The sequence below is a fragment of the Phenylobacterium sp. genome (assembly GCF_037189685.1).
Taxonomy (GTDB): domain Bacteria; phylum Pseudomonadota; class Alphaproteobacteria; order Caulobacterales; family Caulobacteraceae; genus Phenylobacterium.
Genome location: NZ_JBBCIT010000014.1, coordinates 93,776 through 111,058 on the forward strand (window position 1 = coordinate 93,776; position 17,283 = coordinate 111,058).

Annotated in this window: 17 protein-coding genes; 6 read left to right on the plus strand and 11 right to left on the minus strand. The window is 70.5% G+C overall.

Annotated elements, in window-relative coordinates; all coding sequences use genetic code 11:
* Positions 1 to 40 precede the first annotated feature (40 nt).
* The 8 genes from WG212_RS10570 to WG212_RS10605 form a co-directional block, all read right to left on the minus strand.
* Positions 41 to 733 carry an alpha/beta fold hydrolase gene (locus WG212_RS10570; protein ID WP_337187056.1) on the minus strand — a complete coding sequence of 231 codons (693 nt, stop codon included), beginning with the start codon at positions 731 to 733 and terminating at the stop codon, positions 41 to 43.
* Positions 733 to 1,680 carry an NAD(P)-dependent oxidoreductase gene (locus WG212_RS10575; protein ID WP_337187057.1) on the minus strand — a complete coding sequence of 316 codons (948 nt, stop codon included), beginning with the start codon at positions 1,678 to 1,680 and terminating at the stop codon, positions 733 to 735. Before WG212_RS10575 ends, WG212_RS10570 begins: the two co-directional genes overlap by 1 nt.
* On the minus strand, positions 1,677 to 2,975 hold the full coding sequence (gene eno / locus WG212_RS10580; RefSeq protein ID WP_337187058.1) for a phosphopyruvate hydratase: 1,299 nt from the start codon (positions 2,973 to 2,975) through the stop codon (positions 1,677 to 1,679). Before eno ends, WG212_RS10575 begins: the two co-directional genes overlap by 4 nt.
* On the minus strand, positions 2,972 to 3,976 hold the full coding sequence (locus tag WG212_RS10585) for an aminoglycoside phosphotransferase family protein (protein ID WP_337187059.1): 1,005 nt from the start codon (positions 3,974 to 3,976) through the stop codon (positions 2,972 to 2,974). Before WG212_RS10585 ends, eno begins: the two co-directional genes overlap by 4 nt.
* A gap of 7 nt (positions 3,977 to 3,983) precedes the next feature.
* Positions 3,984 to 4,367 carry a nuclear transport factor 2 family protein gene (locus WG212_RS10590; RefSeq protein ID WP_337187060.1) on the minus strand — a complete coding sequence of 128 codons (384 nt, stop codon included), beginning with the start codon at positions 4,365 to 4,367 and terminating at the stop codon, positions 3,984 to 3,986.
* Positions 4,368 to 4,396: 29 nt separating this feature from the next.
* Complete coding sequence (locus WG212_RS10595) at positions 4,397 to 5,005, minus strand: VOC family protein (RefSeq protein ID WP_337187061.1); 609 nt, start codon at positions 5,003 to 5,005, stop codon at positions 4,397 to 4,399.
* Between the two features lie 70 nt (positions 5,006 to 5,075).
* Entirely contained in the window at positions 5,076 to 5,720 is a 645-nt protein-coding gene (locus tag WG212_RS10600; protein WP_337187062.1) for a carboxymuconolactone decarboxylase family protein, read from the minus strand.
* A gap of 142 nt (positions 5,721 to 5,862) precedes the next feature.
* Positions 5,863 to 6,330, minus strand: coding sequence for a MarR family winged helix-turn-helix transcriptional regulator (locus tag WG212_RS10605; RefSeq protein ID WP_337187063.1), 468 nt, complete (start codon positions 6,328 to 6,330; stop codon positions 5,863 to 5,865).
* Between the two features lie 135 nt (positions 6,331 to 6,465).
* On the opposite strand from WG212_RS10605, the gene WG212_RS10610 reads away from it, so the two are divergent.
* Positions 6,466 to 7,827, plus strand: coding sequence for an MFS transporter (locus WG212_RS10610; protein ID WP_337187064.1), 1,362 nt, complete (start codon positions 6,466 to 6,468; stop codon positions 7,825 to 7,827).
* A 5-nt stretch (positions 7,828 to 7,832) separates the two neighbouring features.
* On the opposite strand, the gene WG212_RS10615 is transcribed toward WG212_RS10610, so the two are convergent.
* Entirely contained in the window at positions 7,833 to 9,107 is a 1,275-nt protein-coding gene (locus WG212_RS10615) for a Rieske 2Fe-2S domain-containing protein (protein ID WP_337187065.1), read from the minus strand.
* Between the two features lie 112 nt (positions 9,108 to 9,219).
* Here WG212_RS10615 and WG212_RS10620 point away from each other — a divergent pair, with 112 nt between their 5' ends.
* The 4 genes from WG212_RS10620 to WG212_RS10635 are packed head-to-tail and all read left to right on the plus strand — an operon-like array spanning position 9,220 to position 12,536.
* Positions 9,220 to 10,383 (plus strand): Gfo/Idh/MocA family oxidoreductase, encoded by a 1,164-nt coding sequence (locus WG212_RS10620; RefSeq protein ID WP_337187066.1) that lies wholly within the window; start codon positions 9,220 to 9,222, stop codon positions 10,381 to 10,383.
* The gene (locus WG212_RS10625) at positions 10,380 to 11,372 is read left to right on the plus strand and encodes an ABC transporter substrate-binding protein (protein WP_337187067.1); all 993 of its coding nucleotides are present in this window, start codon (positions 10,380 to 10,382) and stop codon (positions 11,370 to 11,372) included. Before WG212_RS10620 ends, WG212_RS10625 begins: the two co-directional genes overlap by 4 nt.
* A gap of 7 nt (positions 11,373 to 11,379) precedes the next feature.
* Entirely contained in the window at positions 11,380 to 11,832 is a 453-nt protein-coding gene (locus tag WG212_RS10630) for a MarR family transcriptional regulator (RefSeq protein WP_337187068.1), read from the plus strand.
* Positions 11,829 to 12,536 carry a glutathione S-transferase N-terminal domain-containing protein gene (locus tag WG212_RS10635; RefSeq protein ID WP_337187069.1) on the plus strand — a complete coding sequence of 236 codons (708 nt, stop codon included), beginning with the start codon at positions 11,829 to 11,831 and terminating at the stop codon, positions 12,534 to 12,536. The genes WG212_RS10630 and WG212_RS10635 overlap by 4 nt, the downstream gene beginning before the upstream one ends.
* Here WG212_RS10635 and WG212_RS10640 read toward each other — a convergent pair.
* Complete coding sequence (locus WG212_RS10640) at positions 12,533 to 13,732, minus strand: pyridoxal phosphate-dependent aminotransferase (RefSeq protein WP_337187070.1); 1,200 nt, start codon at positions 13,730 to 13,732, stop codon at positions 12,533 to 12,535. The genes WG212_RS10635 and WG212_RS10640 overlap by 4 nt on opposite strands.
* A gap of 275 nt (positions 13,733 to 14,007) precedes the next feature.
* Between WG212_RS10640 and WG212_RS10645 the strand changes: the two genes are divergently transcribed.
* Positions 14,008 to 15,501: a hypothetical protein gene (locus WG212_RS10645; RefSeq protein WP_337187071.1), complete on the plus strand. Its 1,494-nt coding sequence runs from the start codon at positions 14,008 to 14,010 to the stop codon at positions 15,499 to 15,501.
* A gap of 72 nt (positions 15,502 to 15,573) precedes the next feature.
* Here WG212_RS10645 and WG212_RS10650 read toward each other — a convergent pair whose 3' ends face one another.
* Complete coding sequence (locus WG212_RS10650; RefSeq protein WP_337187072.1) at positions 15,574 to 17,223, minus strand: sulfatase-like hydrolase/transferase; 1,650 nt, start codon at positions 17,221 to 17,223, stop codon at positions 15,574 to 15,576.
* Positions 17,224 to 17,283 lie beyond the last annotated feature (60 nt).

Below are 17,283 nucleotides of genomic sequence, written 5' to 3' on the forward strand. Positions count from 1 at the left end.
AACCGCCGACCCGCAATGTGAGGCTGCGCCGCGACCTCCGTCAGGCGGAGCCGAACCATGCCGCCAGGAGGCGGGCGGTGGTCGCCGGCTTCTCCAGTGTCGTCAGGTGGCCGCAGTCCTCGATCACCTCCAGCCGCGCGCCGGGAACCCCGCCGGCGATCTCGGCCTGATGCGCTTCGGTGGTGATGCCGTCCTGGCGGCCCCAGACCACGAGGGTGGGACAGGTGATCCGCCCGAGGCCCGGGCGGCTGTCCGCCCGGCTCATGATCGCCCGCTGCTGCCGCAGGAAGGTCTCGGCGCCGGTGTCGCCGGCCATCCCCCGCACGATGTCGAGCAGCGGGGCGTCCTCCCGGCGTGCGGGATGGACCAGGATGGGAATGCGCTCCTCGGCCACCTCGGCGAACTTTCCCGCCTCCACCAGCCGGATGTAGCCCATGCGCCGCTCGGTCTGGGCCGGGCCGTCGTTGGGCGCGAGCGTCGAGAGCAGGGCCAGCCGGCGCACTCTCTCGGGCGCCTGGCGCAGGACCTCGAAGGCCACGAAGCCGCCCATCGCCTGGCCGGCCAGGTCGAACCGGTCGGGGGCGGCCGCCAGCAGCCGGCGCGCCATGCCGGCGATGGTGTCGTCCTGGGTATGATCCGCCAGGACGACCTCGTGACGGGCCTTCAGGGCCTGGGCGGTGTCGCCCCAGGCGGCGTGGGTCAGGAGCTGGCCGGTGACGAGGACGACGGCCATCAGACCACCTGGTTGAGGAGAGGATCGCCGGCCCGCAGGCGCCGGCAGTTGTCGAAGGCCACGTCCAGGCTGCGCCCCAGCGTCTCGGGCGTCAGCCAGGCGGCGTGCGGGGCCAGGACGACGTTGGGCAGGGCGAAGAGCGGCGCGCTCGGGTCGACCGGCTCGGTCTCGAAGACGTCGAGTCCCGCGGCCGCCAGCCGGCCAGCAGCCAGGGCGGCGGTCAGCGCCGCCTCGTCCACCAGCTCCCCGCGCGCGGTGTTGATCAGGATGGCGCCAGGCTTCATCCGGGCGAGGGCCGAGCCGTCCACGATGCGCCGCGTCTGGTCGGTGAGGGGCGCATGCAGGGACAGGATGTCGGCTTTCGCCAGCAGCGTCTCGAGATCGACGGCGCGCCCGACCGCGTCGGGCTTGGCGCTGCGGGCGGTGTAGATGACGTCCGCGCCCAGGGCCTTCAACACCGGCGCCAGCCGTGTCGGCACGCCGCCATAGCCCAGGAAGCCCACGGTGCGGCCGGCGATCTCGCCGACGCTGTCGATCACGCGCAGGTCCGGCCGCCAGCCCTCTCCGGCGCGCACCAGGGGGTCGAAATAGGTGATGCGGCGCAGCGTGGCGAACATCAGCGCCAGCGTCATCTCGGCCACCGCCTGACTGTTCGTCCCCGGCATGTTGGCGACGGCGATTCCGCGCGCCTTCGCGGTCTCCAGGTCGATGGTGTTCACGCCCACGCCCAGCTTCTGGATCAGCCGCAGGCGGGGCGCCTGGTCCATCATCGCGGCCGTCACGGGCTTCAGGACGTGCAGCAGAACCTCGGCGTCGGCGATCTCGCGGGCGAAGGCGGCCTCGTCGGTCTCGTCCACGGCGGCCCAGGCGAAGCCGTCGGCGGCGGCGCGCGCGCCCAGGTCGGTGATGAAGCCCGGGCTGGCGCGATACTGCAGGACGGCCTTCACGCCAGCGTCCCGGCGACCGAAGGGGGCAGGGCGCCTGCGCCGGCGAAGACGGCGTCGGCGCCCATCTCCTCCTCGATCCGCAGCAGTTCGTTCCACTTCGCCATCCGTTCGGAGCGTGTGAACGAGCCGACCTTGAGCTGGCCGGCGTCCCAGCCGGTGGAGAGGTGGGCGATGCTGACGTCCTCGGTCTCGCCCGAGCGCGCCGAGACGATGGCGCTCCAGCCCAGGGCGCGGGCGGCGTCGAGCGCGGCCTTGGCGCGTGTCACCGTGCCGGCCTGGTTCACCTTCACCAGCACCGCATTGCAGGCGCCGGCCGCGGCCGCCTTGTGGACACGGTCCGCGTTGGTGACCAGGAAATCGTCGCCGATCACCTGCACCCGCTGCCCGAACCGGGCGGTGGCGTCGGCCATGCCGGCCACGTCGTCCTGGCTCACGGGGTCCTCGATGGAGAGGATCGGATAGCGCGCCGCCCATCCGGCCACGCGATCGACCATCTGCGTCGTGGAGAGTTCGGCGCCGTCCAGGGGCAGGCGATAGCCGTCGCCGTGGCCCAGTTCGTTGGCGGCCACGTCCAGCGAGATGAAGACGTCGTGTCCGGCGCGCCAGCCGCTGCGGTCGATGGCGCGGGCCAGGGTTTCGAGGGCCTCTTCGTTCGAGGCGAAGAGGGGCCACCATCCGCCTTCGTCGGCGACACCGGCCAGTCGCCCGCTCTCCTCCATCAGGGCGCCGGCGGCGCGATAGACGTCGGCGGTGATCTCGAAGGCCTGGCGCACGGTCGCGGCGCGGGGGCACATGACCATGAAATCCTGAACATCCGTCCGGCGTCCGGCATGGGCGCCGCCGCCGAAGATCTGCACCTCGGGGAGGGGGATGCGCACGCGCGCGTCGCCGGCCAGGTAGCGCCACAGCGGAAGCCCCTCGGCCGCCGCGGCGGCATGGAGCGCGGCCAGGGAGACGGCGACCGCCGCATTGGCGCCCAGGCGCGCGAAGCCGGGCGTCCCGTCAAGGTCTTCCAGCACGGCGTCCAGCCCCGCCTGATCGCGCACGTCACGGCCCGCGAGGGCGCGGGCGATCTCGCCGTTCACCGCCGCCACGGCGCGGTCCACGCCGAAGCCGCCGAACCGCTCGCCGCCGTCGCGCAGGTCCAGCGCCTCGTGCGCGCCGCGCGAAGCGCCCGCCGGCGCCATCGCCCGGCCCCGCGCGCCGCCCGCCAGGGTGACGTCGGCCTCGACGGTCGGTCGGCCCCGGCTGTCCCAGATCTGCCGGCCGCGGACGTGGGTGATCGTATGCTTCATCGGGCTCCCAGGTGTTGATGCAGGGCGTTCCGCACATCGGCGAACCGCGGGGCGTCGCGCGTCAGGACCGCGACGGCCGCTCCGCGGACCGTCGCCTTGTCCCGCGGGTCCGTCAGGTATTCCACCGGCGACTTGCCGTCGACCCTGGCCAGCAGCAGGGCGGCCAGCAGGGGCGCGGCGCGGGTTTCTAGGTCGCCGGGACCCTCCCAGTCGACGCCGGCGAGATAGCCGTCCAGCAGTGCGTCGAAGGCGTCGGCGAAGGCGGCGGCGTGTGCGGGCTTCCAGACCGCCTTCAACAGGAGGTGGTTGGCGCAGAAGGCGATGTCGAAGGCCGGGTCGCCGTACCAGGCGCATTCCGCGTCCAGCAGGACGGGGCCGGCCGGGCCGACCAGGATGTTCTTCGGGCTGACGTCGCCGTGGACCAGGGCCAGGCGGTGCGTCCGCGTGGCTTCGGCCAGGCTCCGGAGGCGCGGGGCCAGATCGGGATGGGCCTGCGCCGTGTGTTCGAGATATGGGGCCAGGCGCAGGGCCTCGAACAGGGGGATCGTGTCGAACGCGCGCGCGACCGTCGCATCGCCGGCGGTGCGCGAATGCACCCGCGCCAGGCCGGCGCCCAGCGTCCGGGCGAAGCCGGAATCGACGCGGCCGGACGCCAGCTCGGCCTTCCATACCGGGTGATCGGCCGGCTCGAACCACGTCATGGCGAACAGATGGCGGTCGGCGTCCTCGGCCAGGACGCGGGGCAGGACAGGCCCGCCCAGGTCGGCGGCGGCGCGCAGATACGCCGCCTCGTAGGCCGAGCGCTCCACCGGAGCCTGCCAGTCGGCGGCGACCTTGAGCTGTCCCAGGGCGCGCTTGACGCAGATCGGGCCGCTCTCCAGGTCCGCGCGGAACACGTCGCTGGACACGCCGCCCGACAGCGGCGTCAGGACCGGCGTCTCGCCCGCCTTCGTCAGTCCGGCCGCGCGCAGCCAGTCCAGGATGTCGTCGTCCGCCCCCATCGGGGGGTCAGAACGTCTGGCGGAAGACCGCCACGTGGGCGCTGTCGAGGTACTCGTCCAGCCGCGCGATCCTGCCGTCGCGCAGGCGGCAGATGATGACGGCGGGCAGGCTCACGCGCTTGCCGTCCTTCCGCGTGCCGCGCAGCACGTGCTGCTGCACGAAGCCGCCGGGGAACACCTCCACGCGGCGCTCGTCGTAGACCCGGTCGCTGATGCGCCCGACCATGCCCTTCAGGGTGGCCAGGTTCTCGTCGCGCGTCTGGATGGCGTCATCGAAGTTGTGCCAGATCTCGACATCGGGCGTGTAGCTGTCGCCGACGGTCTCGACGTCGCCCTGTTCGATGGCGTCGAAGAAGCGCTTGGCGAACGCGCGCATCGCGGCGTCATCCATCTCCAGTTCCTCCCTCTCGGTCGCCCGCTCTATTCGGCGGGCTGCAGTTTGCGGCGCTTGGCCAGGGGCGTGATCACGTTCTCGTCCCGCACGCCGTCGGCCTTCATCGGCGCATGGGCCACGTCGTCGTCGTCGAACGGCTTCCCGACCCACGAGGCGAACTCCAGGCACACGCCGTCGGGATCGAAGAAATAGACCGAGCGCACGAAGACGTCGTCGGTCACCTCGGCGCTCGATCCGCTCGGCGAGTTGTCGTGGTTGAGGATGGGGGAGACCGTGATCCCCTTGTCCTGCAGCTTCCGGACATAGTCGTCGAACTTCTCGGCGGGCACGTCGAAGGCGATGTGGTTCATCGAGCCGTGCGCGCTCATGAAATCGCCCTGGGTCGGGAGCGCGCTGGGCGCGGCGTGACCCGGCTGGGCCGGCGGCGCGTGCTTGAACCAGAAGAACGCCAGGCTGTCGCCGTTGCCGATGTCGAAGAAGAAGTGCTGCCCGAGGTCGCGGGGCAGGTCGATGGTCTTGATCAGGGGCATCCCCAGGATGTCGCGGTAGAACTTCACCGTCTCGGCCATGTCCTTGCAGACCAGGGCCAGATGGTTCACGCCGCGGATCTCGAACTCGCTGTTGGTCTTCGCCATTGCGATCCTCCCTTGCGGAAAACTTACGTCCTTAGGACTCTAATCGTCAACTTTGTTGACGATGTGGCTGTCAGCTCCGGCGAGCGCCCCCCAGGAAATCGCCGGCGTTGAAACTCTCGGGCGCGGCGATCTCGACGATCGGCTCCTCGCGGTTGTCGTACTCCATACGCAGCGCCCGCGTGATCACCGCGTGCATGGCGTACAGCGTGGTGATGTAGGTGAACTCGAAGATCTCCTCGTCGCTCCAGAAGGTCTTGAGCTTCTCGAACACCGCCGATGGCGTGCGGCCGTCGCCTGCGGTCAGGCAATCGGCGTAGGCCAGCACCGCGCGCTCCTTGTCGTCGAACACGTCCGAGACCGTCCAGTGCGGCACGGCGGCGATCTTCTCTTCCGAGACCCCCAGCCCGCGCAGCGACTTGCAGTGCTGGGAGAAGACGAACTGGCTGCCCTTCACCCAGCCGGCGCGGGTCTGGCCCAGTTCGCGCAGCACCGGGTCGATCTTGCGGTCGGGATGGCGATAGACCGCGAAGCCGTCGACGGCATGCTGGAAGATGTCGGGACAGAGGGCGAAGACCGTCCACCAGTCGCCGGGCGTTCCCGTCGCCGTACCCGGGTTCGCCACCGGATCGCGCCCCTCGCCGAACAGGCGGTCATAGTAGCGGTGGATCACCTCTGCGGTTACTTCGGAGCGGGGAACCTGGCGGAGTTCGGGCATGTGTTCGTCCTTCGCTGTGCGTCGGCCTGGCGGCCGCATCGTTGTCGGGCGGGAAAGGAGAAGGCGCGGGCCGCGCGCGAGTCATCCTGATAATTTTTGTCGGTCCGCGGCCAAATTTTTGTCCATCGCGCCCATCGCCGCGTCAGGCGTCCGACCCCGACAGCGGCGGATCGAACAGCAGCGGCGGCCCCCAGTCCTGCCCGAGAACCCGCGTCACCTGGCGCAGTTCCTCCTCGCCCAGGCGCCGGGCCAGTTCCTCGGTCTGCATGCGGATCGCATGCTGGGCGTCGATGTGCATCGTCTCGCCCAGTTGGGTCGGCGTGACGATCTTCACGCGGCGGTTGGTGGGATCGTCGGTGAGCGACACGATGCCCAGCTCGATCATCTGGTTGATCGTGGCGTGGATCGCCTGGCGGCTGACGCCCATGTTGCGGGCGATATCCGAGGGGCGGTTCACACCCAGGACGATGTGGGCCATCACCATCGACTGCGGCCGGGTCACCTGCGGCCAGCCCCGGGCCCGGAAGTAGTTCTGCAGGCTCTCGTCGCACCAGTAGAAGGCCTGCAACAGCGAGAGCAGGAGCGGCTTCGAGTTTTCCTGTGACGCCACCTACGCCCGTCCCACGGTGTCCCCTTCTGTTTCAGTGGGCCGGTTCCCCGGCTTTGTCAAAAGCGTTGACACTTCGCCCGAAGGCGCCGGCAAATCACTTCGACATCTAATCATATGGTGGGGAGGGAGTTCACGATGAGCGAAGAGGCCGTGACCGGACAGCCGGCGGCGGAGCCCGAGGCCGCCGATGCGCCCTGGGCGCCCAGCGAGGCGTACGGCTTCTACGTGGTCGGCGTGCTGATGCTGGCCTACATGTTCTCGTTCATCGACCGGGTGCTGCTCAGCCTGGTGATCGACCCGATCCGCGCCGACCTGGGCCTGTCCGAGACGCAGATCAGCCTTCTCATCGGCTTCGCCTTCGCGGCCTTCTACACCCTGCTGGGCCTGCCGTTCGGGCGTTGGGTCGATACGCGGGGGCGCCGCAACCTCATCGCCCTGGGCATCGCGCTATGGAGCCTGGCCACGGTCGCCTGCGGCCTCGCCAACAGTTTCTGGCGTCTGTTCGCCGCGCGTATGGCGGTGGGGGTGGGCGAGGCGACGCTCTCGCCGGCCGCCTATTCGATCATCCCGGACTATTTCTCGCCGCAGAAACTGGGCCTCGCGATGGGCGTCTACTACTGCGGCGTCACGCTGGGCGGCGGCCTAGCCATGCTGGTCGGGGGCGTTGTGGTGCAGTGGGCCGCCGCCGCGGCGCCCGTGCTGCCCGTGGTCGGGCAGGTGGAGGCCTGGAAGGTGCCGTTCTTCGTGGTCGGCTTCCCCGGCCTGCTGGTGGCGCTCCTTGTCCTGCTGACCGTGCGCGAGCCGCCTCGCCGCCTCGAAAAGTCCGGGGCCGCCTCGGCCGCCCCGCCGGTGCGCGAAGTGATCGCCTACGTCTGGGAGAACCGGGGCGCCTATGGCCCGGTCTTCGCGGGCTTCTCGGCGGTGGTCATCGGAGGCTATGCCTTCAACGTCTGGGGGCCGGCCTATTTCATGCGTGTCCACGGCTACGATCCGGCCGAGGTGGGGGTGATCTTCGCCCTGGCCCTGGGGGTCTTCGGCACCCTGGGGGTCCTCTCGGGCGGCGTGATCTCGGACTGGATCTCGCGCTCGGGCAAGCTGGATGCGCCGATCCGCGTCTCGATGTGGGGCGCGATCATCCAGGCCCCGCTCTTCGTGGGCGCCTATCTGTCCCCGTGGCCCATCGTGGCGGCGGTGCTCTTCATCGTGGCCATGTATTTCGGCAGCGTCTACGGGGGACTCCAGGCTGCGGCGGTGCAGTCGATGACGCCGAACCGGATGCGCGGCCAGGTGGCCGCACTCTATCTCACGGTGGCCAACATGATCGGCCTGGGCCTCGCGCCCACCTGGACGGCCTGGATGACCGAGAACCTGTTCGGCGGGCCCCAGGGGATCGGAAAGTCGCTGGCGCTCACCACGGCCATCGCCGTCACCACGGGCGTCGTGCTCATGGCGCTGGCGCTGAAGCCGGCGGCGAAGCGGATCGCCGCCTTGAGATGAGGGGACTACTCCGCCGCCTGCCGGCTGCGCGCGTTCCGGGTGGTGAACGTGCGCCAGTCGGACTCCCGGGTCACCACCCCTTCGAACGAGGCGAGGTCCACCTGGCGGACCGACGCCGTCGTTCCGATGGCCGGTTCGCCCTTCTGGACGGCCTTGGCGGCGGCGGCCATCTGGCGGCGGAACTGCACGATGGCCACGTCGGACGACCCCAGGTGGTCCTCCGATCGGTCGGCGATCGGGCCCATGCTCTCCCACATGGCCATGTCCTGCGCCGGGATGCCGTGGATGCCGGTGAAGTCTCCGGCCCGCATGGCCTCGCGATCCTGGAGGTAGCCGTTCTCGAGGTTGCGGACCTTGGTCCAGTCGGCGTTCAGGTCGACGCCGGGGACGGCGGCGCAGAACGTCCGCCAGTTGTCCTGGCTGATTCCCTTCGTGGGGTGCCAGGCCATCCAGTAGAACATGCAGTTCACGTCATCGATCGGCACCAGCATCTGGGCCAGGTTGTACTTGTCGTTCGGCGGGATCAGCACCGTGAAGGGGGCGATGAACACCGTGGTCCGGATGTAGACGTGCGTCTCCGGATTCACGATCGGCCGGCGGATCGCGGCATAGTGGAAGCCGTAGTCCGTGACCTCGGCCTCCAGGCGCGGCGCCTTGTCGTTCGACGGCCGGAGCCACGCGGTCTCGGTGGCTGTCGAGCCTTCGACCTCGGCGGTCGGCATGTTCGTGGAGTGGAGGCTGGACGAGTGGGCGGAGTCGATCGCGCCCTCCAGAACCTGGGCCCAGTTGCAGGCCGCGTGCATCTTCACGATCGAGACCTTCGTGTCGGGCTCCGGCGCCCAGGCCGGCGTCTCGAACGGCCGCACCGCGTCGGCCTCGCCCATCCACACCCAGACGAAGCCGCCGGCCTCGTGGGTCGGGTAGGCGCGGGCTCGCAGGTTGCGCATGCGGCTGTCGGGCGGCTCGGACGACATGTCCACGATCTCGCCGTCCGTGGCGAACTTCCAGCCGTGATAGAGACAGCGCAGGCCACATTCCTCGTTGCGGCCGAAGACCAGCGAGGCGCCGCGGTGGGGACACTTCTCGTCCAGCACCCCCACGCGGCCGCGGGTGTCCCGGAAAACCACCAGATCCACCCCCAGAAGGCGGCTCTTCACCGGCGCGCCGTCCGCCTCGACCTCTTCGGACATGCAGGCGGGAAGCCAGTGCTGACGCATGATCCGGCCCATCGGGGCCTCACCTTCCACGCGGCACAGAAGGTCGTTGTCGGCGGGTCTCATGGGCGGTTCCGGGCGCTCTTGGGGGCGTCGTTGAAAAGACTTAGATATCGAAGTAATTACCTTCCGGAGGCCGCGGAGTCCAGTGCGGCCCCGGACACGTGACGGGAGAAGCATGACCGACCGCATCCTCCGTTTCGGGGTCATCGGCCTGTCGCGCGGCTTCGTCCTGACCCGGCCGATGTTCCTGGGCGACCCGCGCGTGCGCCTCGTCGCCGCCGCCGATCCCCGACCCGAGGCCCGCGCCGCCTTCGAGGCGGAGTTCGCCGGCCGCGCCTATGAGGCCGCGGCGGACCTGTGCGCCGATCCCGAGGTCGATGTGGTCTACGTCGCGTCGCCGCACGACCTGCACGTGGACCATGCGACCGCCGCGGCGCGTGCGGGCAAGCACGTGCTGGTCGAGAAGCCGATGGCCCTGACCCTGGCCGATTGCCGCCTGATGCGCGCCGCCGCCGCCGAGGCGGGCGTCCGCCTTCTGGTCGGTCCCAGCCACGGCTATGACGCACCCGTCGTCCGGGCGGCCGAGCTGATCCGGACCGGCCGCTTCGGCGCGCTGCGGATGCTCACCCTGATCAACTTCACCGATTTCATGTACCGGCCCCGGCGGCCCGAGGAACTGGACCCGGCGGCTGGCGGGGGCGTGGTCTTCAGCCAGGCGGCCCACCAGGTGGACGTGGCCTGCCGTCTGGCGGGCGCGCCGGTCGTCCGCGTGCGCGCCCAGGCCCTGGGCTGGGACCCCGAGCGCCGCGCCGAGGGCGCCTACCAGGCCCTGCTGACCTTTGCGAACGGCGTTTCGGCCAGCCTCGTCTATTCCGGCTACGGCCGCTTCGACACCGACGCCCTCATGGGTTGGGTGGGCGAACTGGGCCAGCGTCGTTCGCCCGACGACTACGGCGCCGCCCGGCGTCGCCTGACCGGCGGCGATGAGGCCGAGCTGAAGCGCCTGCGCGCCTACGGCTCGGGCCCTGCGGCCGAGGCCGAGCGGGTGGGACACGAACATTTCGGCTTCGTGCTGGCGAGCTGCGAGCGCGCCGACCTGCGGCCCACAGCCACCGCCGTCGAGGTGTACGGCGACGCGCGCGAGGTGATCGACCTGCCGCCGCCCGAGGTCCCGCGGCGGGGGGTCGTCGACGAGGTCTGGGCCGCGGTGGTCGAGGGCCGGCCGGCCACGCACGACGGCGCCTGGGGCGAGGCCAACCTGGCCGCCTGCCTGGCCATTCTGGAATCGAGCCGGGAGGGCCGCGACGTCCTCCTGCCACATGGGGGAGACGAACCTTGAGCCGACTGCGCCTGACCCTGGCCTGCTGGGACTATGACCGCACCCGCGCCCTGGCCGACGGCCGGGTCCGTCCCGAAGGGATCGACCTCAACCTGCTGCCGCTGGAGGTGGAGGAGACCTTCTTCCGCATGCTGCGCGGCCGGGAGTTCGACGCCTCGGAGATGTCGCTCTCCTCGTACTGCGTCTCGCTGCAGCGCGAAGACCCGGCGTTCATCGCCATCCCGGTGTTCCCGTCGCGGTTCTTCCGCCACTCCTGCATCTTCGTCTCAAGGAAGAGCGGCATACGCGAGCCGAAGGATCTGGTGGGCAAGCGGATCGGCGTCCCCGAATACCAGATGACGGCGCCGGTCTGGATCCGCGGCATCCTGGCGGACGAGTACGGTGTCGACCCGGCCAGCGTGGGCTATTTCACCGGCGGCGAGGAGGAGCCCGGCCGCGACGAGAAGCTGAAGCTGGACCTGCCGCCGCAGTTCCGCGTGACTCCGATCCCGCCGGACAAGACCCTGTCGGCCATGCTGGCCGAGGGCGAGATCGACGCGTTGCACACCGCCCGGACCCCCTCGACCTTCTATTCGCGCCCCGACGAGGTGCGCCGCCTGTTCCCGGATTTCGTGCCCGTGGAGAAAGCCTACTACCGGCGCACGGGGCTGTTTCCGATCATGCACGTCATCGCCCTGCGGCGGGACGCCTATCTTCAGAACCGCTGGATCGCGCGGTCGCTCTACAAGGCGTTCGTCGAGGCCCAGAAGGTCGCGTACGACAACCTGCGGGTCACGTCGGCGATGATCTCCATGCTGCCCTGGCAGGTCGCGGCGGTCGAGGAGGCGGTCACCGAGCTGGGCGCCGACTGGTGGCCCTATGGCGTGCAGGAGAACCGCACGGTTCTGGACACCTTCCTGCGCTACCACCACGAACAGGGGCTGTCCAAACGCCGCCTCCAGGTGGAGGAGCTGTTCGCGCCCGAGACCTTCGAAGCGTTCAAGATCTGAGGCGGCCGTGGACCTTGCCTCCGAAGACAGCCTGGGGTTCCAGGTGCGACGCTGTCACCGGGCCTTCGACCGGCTGCTGAACGCCCGCCTGGCCCGGCACGGCCTGTCGTCCGGTTTCTGGGGCTTCCTGCGGGCGCTCTGGCAGGAGAGCGGCGTCACCCAGGCGCGGCTGTCCCAGCTCAACAACGTGACCGCCCCCACGGCCGTCACCACCCTGAACGCGATGGCGCGGGCGGGTCTCGTGCGCCGCGAGCGCGATCCGGCCGACGGGCGCAAGCTGCACATCTTCCTGACCCCGCGCGGGCGCCGGCTGAAGGAGGACCTGGTGCCGATGGCGCAGAGGATCAACGAGGCCGCCGCGGCCGGGATTTCGCCGGAAGACCTGCGCACCACGCTTCGGGTGCTCGATCGCATCAGCGCCAACCTCGCCCGCGAGATCGAGCAGGAGTCGGCGCCGTGATCACCTTCTACGGCGGGCCGACGCCCAACGGCCGCAAGGTCGCGATCCTGCTCGAGGAACTGGGGCTGGCCTACGCCTATCGCGGCGTGGACATCCTGGCGGGCGACCAGTTCGAGCCCGGGTTCCTGGCGCTGAACCCGAACAACAAGATGCCGGTCATCGTCGATCCCGATGCGCCCGGCGGCCAACTCGTTCTCTGGGAATCGGGTGCGATCCTGTGGCACCTGGCCGAGACACGCGGCGGCTTCCTGCCCACCGAGCCGCGGGCGCGCGCGATCTGCCACCAGTGGCTGATGTTCCAGATGTCGGGCGTCGGCCCGATGTTCGGCCAGAACGCGCACTTCAGCTTCTATGCCGAGGAGAAGCATCCGTATGCGATCGCCCGCTACGCCAGCGAGGTGGACCGCCTGCTGCGCGTGCTGGACGAGCGACTGGGCGAGAGCCGTTTCCTGGCCGGCGAAGCCTATACGATCGCCGATATCGCGACCTATCCCTACACCCTGCGACAGGTCGAGATGCGCCGCGACGAACTTCCGGGTCTGGCCCGCTGGTCCGACGAGATCGGCGCGCGGCCCGCCGTGGGGCGCGGCATGGACATCGGGCGGGACGAGTTGCGCAAGGAGACGATCGAGGGGGGCCTGGCCGGTCTGACCGACGATCAGCGCTCGATCCTGTTCGGGGCCCGGCAGTACCGGCGACGCTAGCGGCCGGCGCGCAGGGCCGTCTCGAGGCGCTCCAGGCCCTTGGCGACCGAGGCGGCGTCGGCCCCGAAGCCGATGCGCAGGTGGCCGGGCGCGTCGAAATACTCGCCAGGCGTCACCAGGACCCCGTGGTGCTCGTAGAGTCTCCGGGAGAGGGACCGCGTGTCGTCGACGCCGATGATGCGCGGGAAGAACATGCAGCCGTACGGCGGCAGCTCGCCCTCGATGAGGCCGGCCTCGGCCATCGTCCGGGCGTAGCGGGCCACCTGCGGTCGCGTCTGGGCCAGGGACCGCTTCCAGTGGGCCTCGAACACCTCGGGCGCCTCGAGGACGTGGGCGGCCAGCGCGTGGGTCAGTTTCGAAACACCCATGTCCCCGTCGGGCGCCGCCTCCCGGATGCGCGCCACCAGGGCCGGCGCGGCGGCCAGCCAGCCGAACTTGAGCGCGAACAGACCGAAGACCTTCGTCAGGCTGGAGACCGAGACGATGTTGTCGGCCAACCGGGAGGCCGGCTGCGGCGGGACGGCGTCCCCCTGGCCGACGGGCGGGGCGGCGAAGTCGGCGTAGACTTCGTCCACGACCAGCACCGCGCCGACGCGGCCCGCCACCTCGGCCGCCGCCGCGATCTCGGCGGAGTCCAGCAGGACGCCGCTGGGGTTGTGGAGGTTGGTGACGAGCACCGCGCGCGTCCTGGGCGTCAGCCGCCGGGCCAGATCGTCGAGATCCAGCGCGAAGGTGCGCGCGGTGCGCCGGAAGCCCTCGACCCGCGCTCCGGCGTCCTGCGCGGTGCGGGTCAGGATGTCGAAGCCCGGCTGTTCCACCAGGACATGCCCGCCGTCGCCCGCGAGCGCCTTCAGCGCCAGGGCGAGCGCGCTGGTGGCCCCGGTCGTCGTGATCAGCCTGTTCGGTGACAGGCCGTAGCGGCGCGCCAGCGCCTCCACGGCGTAGCGGTTGCCGTCGGCGAAGACGCTGACGTACCGCGGCGACACGCGAAGGGAAAAGGCGTCGCGCACGACCTCCATCAGGTCGGCCGTGGGTTCCGAAATGGTGCTCTCGAAGAGGATGGCGGTGTCGGGATCCGCCTCGCGAAGGCGCACGGCGCCCCGGACCCACTCGGAATAGCTGGCCGCGTCGAACAGGGCGTCGGAGCCGGCGCGACGCCGCGCCTCCGCTGCGCCGGGATGTTGGACTCTGTTCAAGAAGCGGTCCCAATGCGCGCGCGGCCGAAGTGCTGCAGCCTCTATAGCTTAGGCGCCGTGGGCGGAGTTTCTTTGCGATCTCGACCCCTGGCAGGGGAAAATGCGCCGGCCTTATGCGCTCGCTTCTTGGGGTGCGCATAACTCATGCGCCAGGGGCGGAGCCCGGCGTGCGGGGCGGTCGGCGGCGGGGGCCCCTCGCGCAACAACGAAAGGATAATTCGCGCGCGCGCGGCTAGGCTTGCCGCGTCACACCTGCCTCCGGAGCCGTCCCGTCGATGAAGCGCCCGCTGTTCCTCGTCGCCGTTGCAGCCGTCCTGTCGCTTCCGGTGGAGATCGCCTGGGCGGGACCGGCCGCCGAGGCCGCCACGGTCGCACCGGCTCCACGGACCTCCGTGACGCGCCACACGGGCGTCTTCGGCGGCCAGCCGGTCCGCTACACGGCCACCGTCGCCGAAGTCGTGGTGAACGACGCCGAGGGGCGCCCCGTGGGCCTGGCCACCGCCATCGCCTATGTCCGAGACGGGGTGAGGGACCGGGCGAAGCGGCCGGTCGTGTTCCTGTTCAACGGCGGGCCCGGCGCCTCGTCCTCGCCGCTGCACATGAGCGCCCTGGGACCCCACATCCGGCCGAAGGCCGCGCCGGGCGACCGCGCGAGCGGCGGCTGGGCGCCCAATCCCGCCAGCCCCCTGGACGCCATGGACCTGGTGTTCATCGATCCCGTCGGCACGGGCTTCTCGCGCGCCCTGCCGGGCGCCGAAACCAAGGCCCTCTACAGCACCTCGGGCGACGCCGTCGCCGCGGCCGCGGTGATCCGCGCCTGGCTGAAGGCCAACGGCCGCGAGGCCTCGCCGCGCTTCCTGGCCGGCGAGAGCTATGGGACCACGCGCGCGGCCCAGGTCGTGCGGGCGAATCCCGACCTGCGCTTCGACGGCGTGCTGCTGATCGCCATGGCGTCCGAGAGCCCGGGCCGCGAGATGCCCCATGTGGTCAGCCTGCCCACCATGGCCGCGGGCGCCTGGCGTCACGGGAAGGTCGACCGGGCCGGCCGCACGGTGGATCAGCATTTCGACGCGGCCGTCGACTTCGCGCGCACCGAGTACGTCAGCGCCCTGATCCAGGGCGCCAGCCTGCCGCCGGCCGAGCGCCGCCGGATCGCCGGGCGGATGTCGGCCCTGGTGGGCCTGCCGGCCGGCCTCATCGAAGAGAAGAACCTGCGGCTGTCGAAGAACGACTGGATGTTCAACGTCCTGAAGGACCAGGGCCTGCGCACCGGCCTGCTGGACGTGACGGTCACCGCGCCGCTGGAGCCGGGGCAGGACGGCGCCATCGACGACCCGGCCCTGGGCGTCGTGCCCCGCCGTGCGGCCGGTGCGCCTGCCGGCCCCCCGCCGTCGCCGGCGGCCATCGGGCCGGTGGAGAGCCCGGTGGTCGGCCGCTACCTGACCGAGGTGCTGAAGTATCCCGCCGCCGGGCCGTACTACGGGGTGAACTTCGCCGTGAACGCGGCCTGGACGCACGAGCGCGGCCTGAATCCCTTTGAAGGGTTGGCTCAGGCCATGCAGGCCGATCCCGCGCTGCGTCTCTTCTGGGCGGCCGGCTATTACGACCTCACGACCCCGGCCTATGCGGGCCGCTACACCCTGGACCAGGTGGGCGTGCCGCCGGCCCAGCTCACCGCCGCCTACTTCGCCGGTCCGCACGGGGTCTACGAGGGCGCAGAGAACCTCCAGCGGTTCACCGACGCGGTGCGGGCGTTCGTGGCGCGATAGGACGTTTCGCCTTCCGCTGGTCATTGCGGGAGGCCCGGGGGGTGTCGCGGATCGCCGGCGCCGGCCGCCGGGTCAGCCGCCCCAGTAGACGTACTCGCCGTCCGGCGTCTGGGGTTCGGCCAGGGTTTGGTCGAGCATCACCGGAGAGAGGCCGAGCTGGGGCCAGAGCGGCTTGACCTGGGCGGCGTTGTGCCCGGCCAGCAGACGCTTCAGATCGGCCACCTTGTCGGGCATGGCCTCGGCCAGGTTGATCCGCTCGGTGGGGTCGTTGGCGAGGTCGAAGAGCCAGTCCTTGTTCGGACGATCGGTGACCTGCAGCTTCCAGTCGCCTGCGCGGACGACCTGATAGTCGCCGCTGCGCCAGAAGAGGACCTCGTGGGGCCGGCCCCGGCTCTTGCCCGTCACGTAGGGAACCAGGTCCACGCCGTCGATCACACGGTCTCCGGGCAGGGCGGCCCTGGCCGCGGCGGCGGCGGTCGCGAAGATGTCGAAGTGCGAGACGGGGGCGCGATAGGTGGTTCCCGCCGGGATGACCGCCGGCCAACGCATGAGGTATGGCGTCCGGACACCGCCTTCGAAATAGGTCAGCTTCCACCCGCGGAAGGGCCGGTTGAGCTCGGGCAGTCCGACGTAGCCGGCTCCGCCATTGTCGCTGACGAACACCACGAGCGTGTTGTCCCTGAGGCCATCCTCCTCGAGCTGCTGCAGGACCCGGCCCACACCCCGGTCGAGGGCGCGGATCATCGCGGCGTAGACCCGCATCCGATGATCCTTGATGTGCGAGAGGGCCTCGTAGTCCGCCTTGGTCGCCTGCAGCGGCGTGTGCGGGGCGTTGTAGGCCAGATAGGCGAAGAAGGGCCGGTTCCGGTTGGCGTGGATGGCCTTCACCGCCTCGTCGGTGAGGTAGTCGGTGAGATAGGCCTTGGGCCGGAATCCCGGACCGCCATCCTTCTGGGCGTAGAACGGCATCGACTGCCACAGGAACCGGTCGATCGGATCGAAGTCCTGCATGGAGTTGACGACGCGCGGGTCGTCCTTGGGCAGGTACATGGATCCGCTGGTCAGCAGGCTTTCCTTGAAGCCGCGCTTCGTCGCCCCGAATTCCGGCGACTCCCCCAGATGCCACTTGCCGAAGTGAAGGGTGTGGTAGCCGGCGCGCTGCAGGAGATCGGCGAGGGTGATCTCGCTCTGCGGCAGACCCATCTTGGCGAACGGGATCATGTCCTTTTCCCGCTCGGGGAAGGAGATGCCGTTGTGGATGCCGTAGTTGAACGTCCGCATGTTCCGGCCGAGCGCGGGCGGGGCGGGCGTGAACTCGAAGCCGAAGCGGGTCGGATACCGTCCGGTGAGGAGGGCCGCGCGGGACGGCGCGCAGGTCGCGTGACCGGCATAGCCCTGGGCGAAGTTGACGCCTTCCCGGGCGATGGAGTCGATGTTGGGCGTGGGCGCCGCGCCGCCGGCGACCCCGCCGCCGTTCACCGTCAGGTCGTTGTACCCGAGGTCGTCCGCGACGATCAGCACGATGTTGGGCGGTCGGCGCGTCGCGCGCGGGCGGTCCGGGCCCTGTTGCCAGGTGATCTCCATCGGCGGCCCCACCTCGGCGGGGCCGAGGGCCTTCGGGGCGGCGGGCGCCTGCGCCTGGGCGTCCGCGAAGACCGGGGCGCTCGCGGCGACCGCCAGGACGGCGGCGACGGCCGCCGACGCCGCCAGACGGAACTTCATGCGTGGAATCATTTCCGAGCCTTCCCCGTGTAAGCTGGACGGACCTGTCGCCGTCGCGTC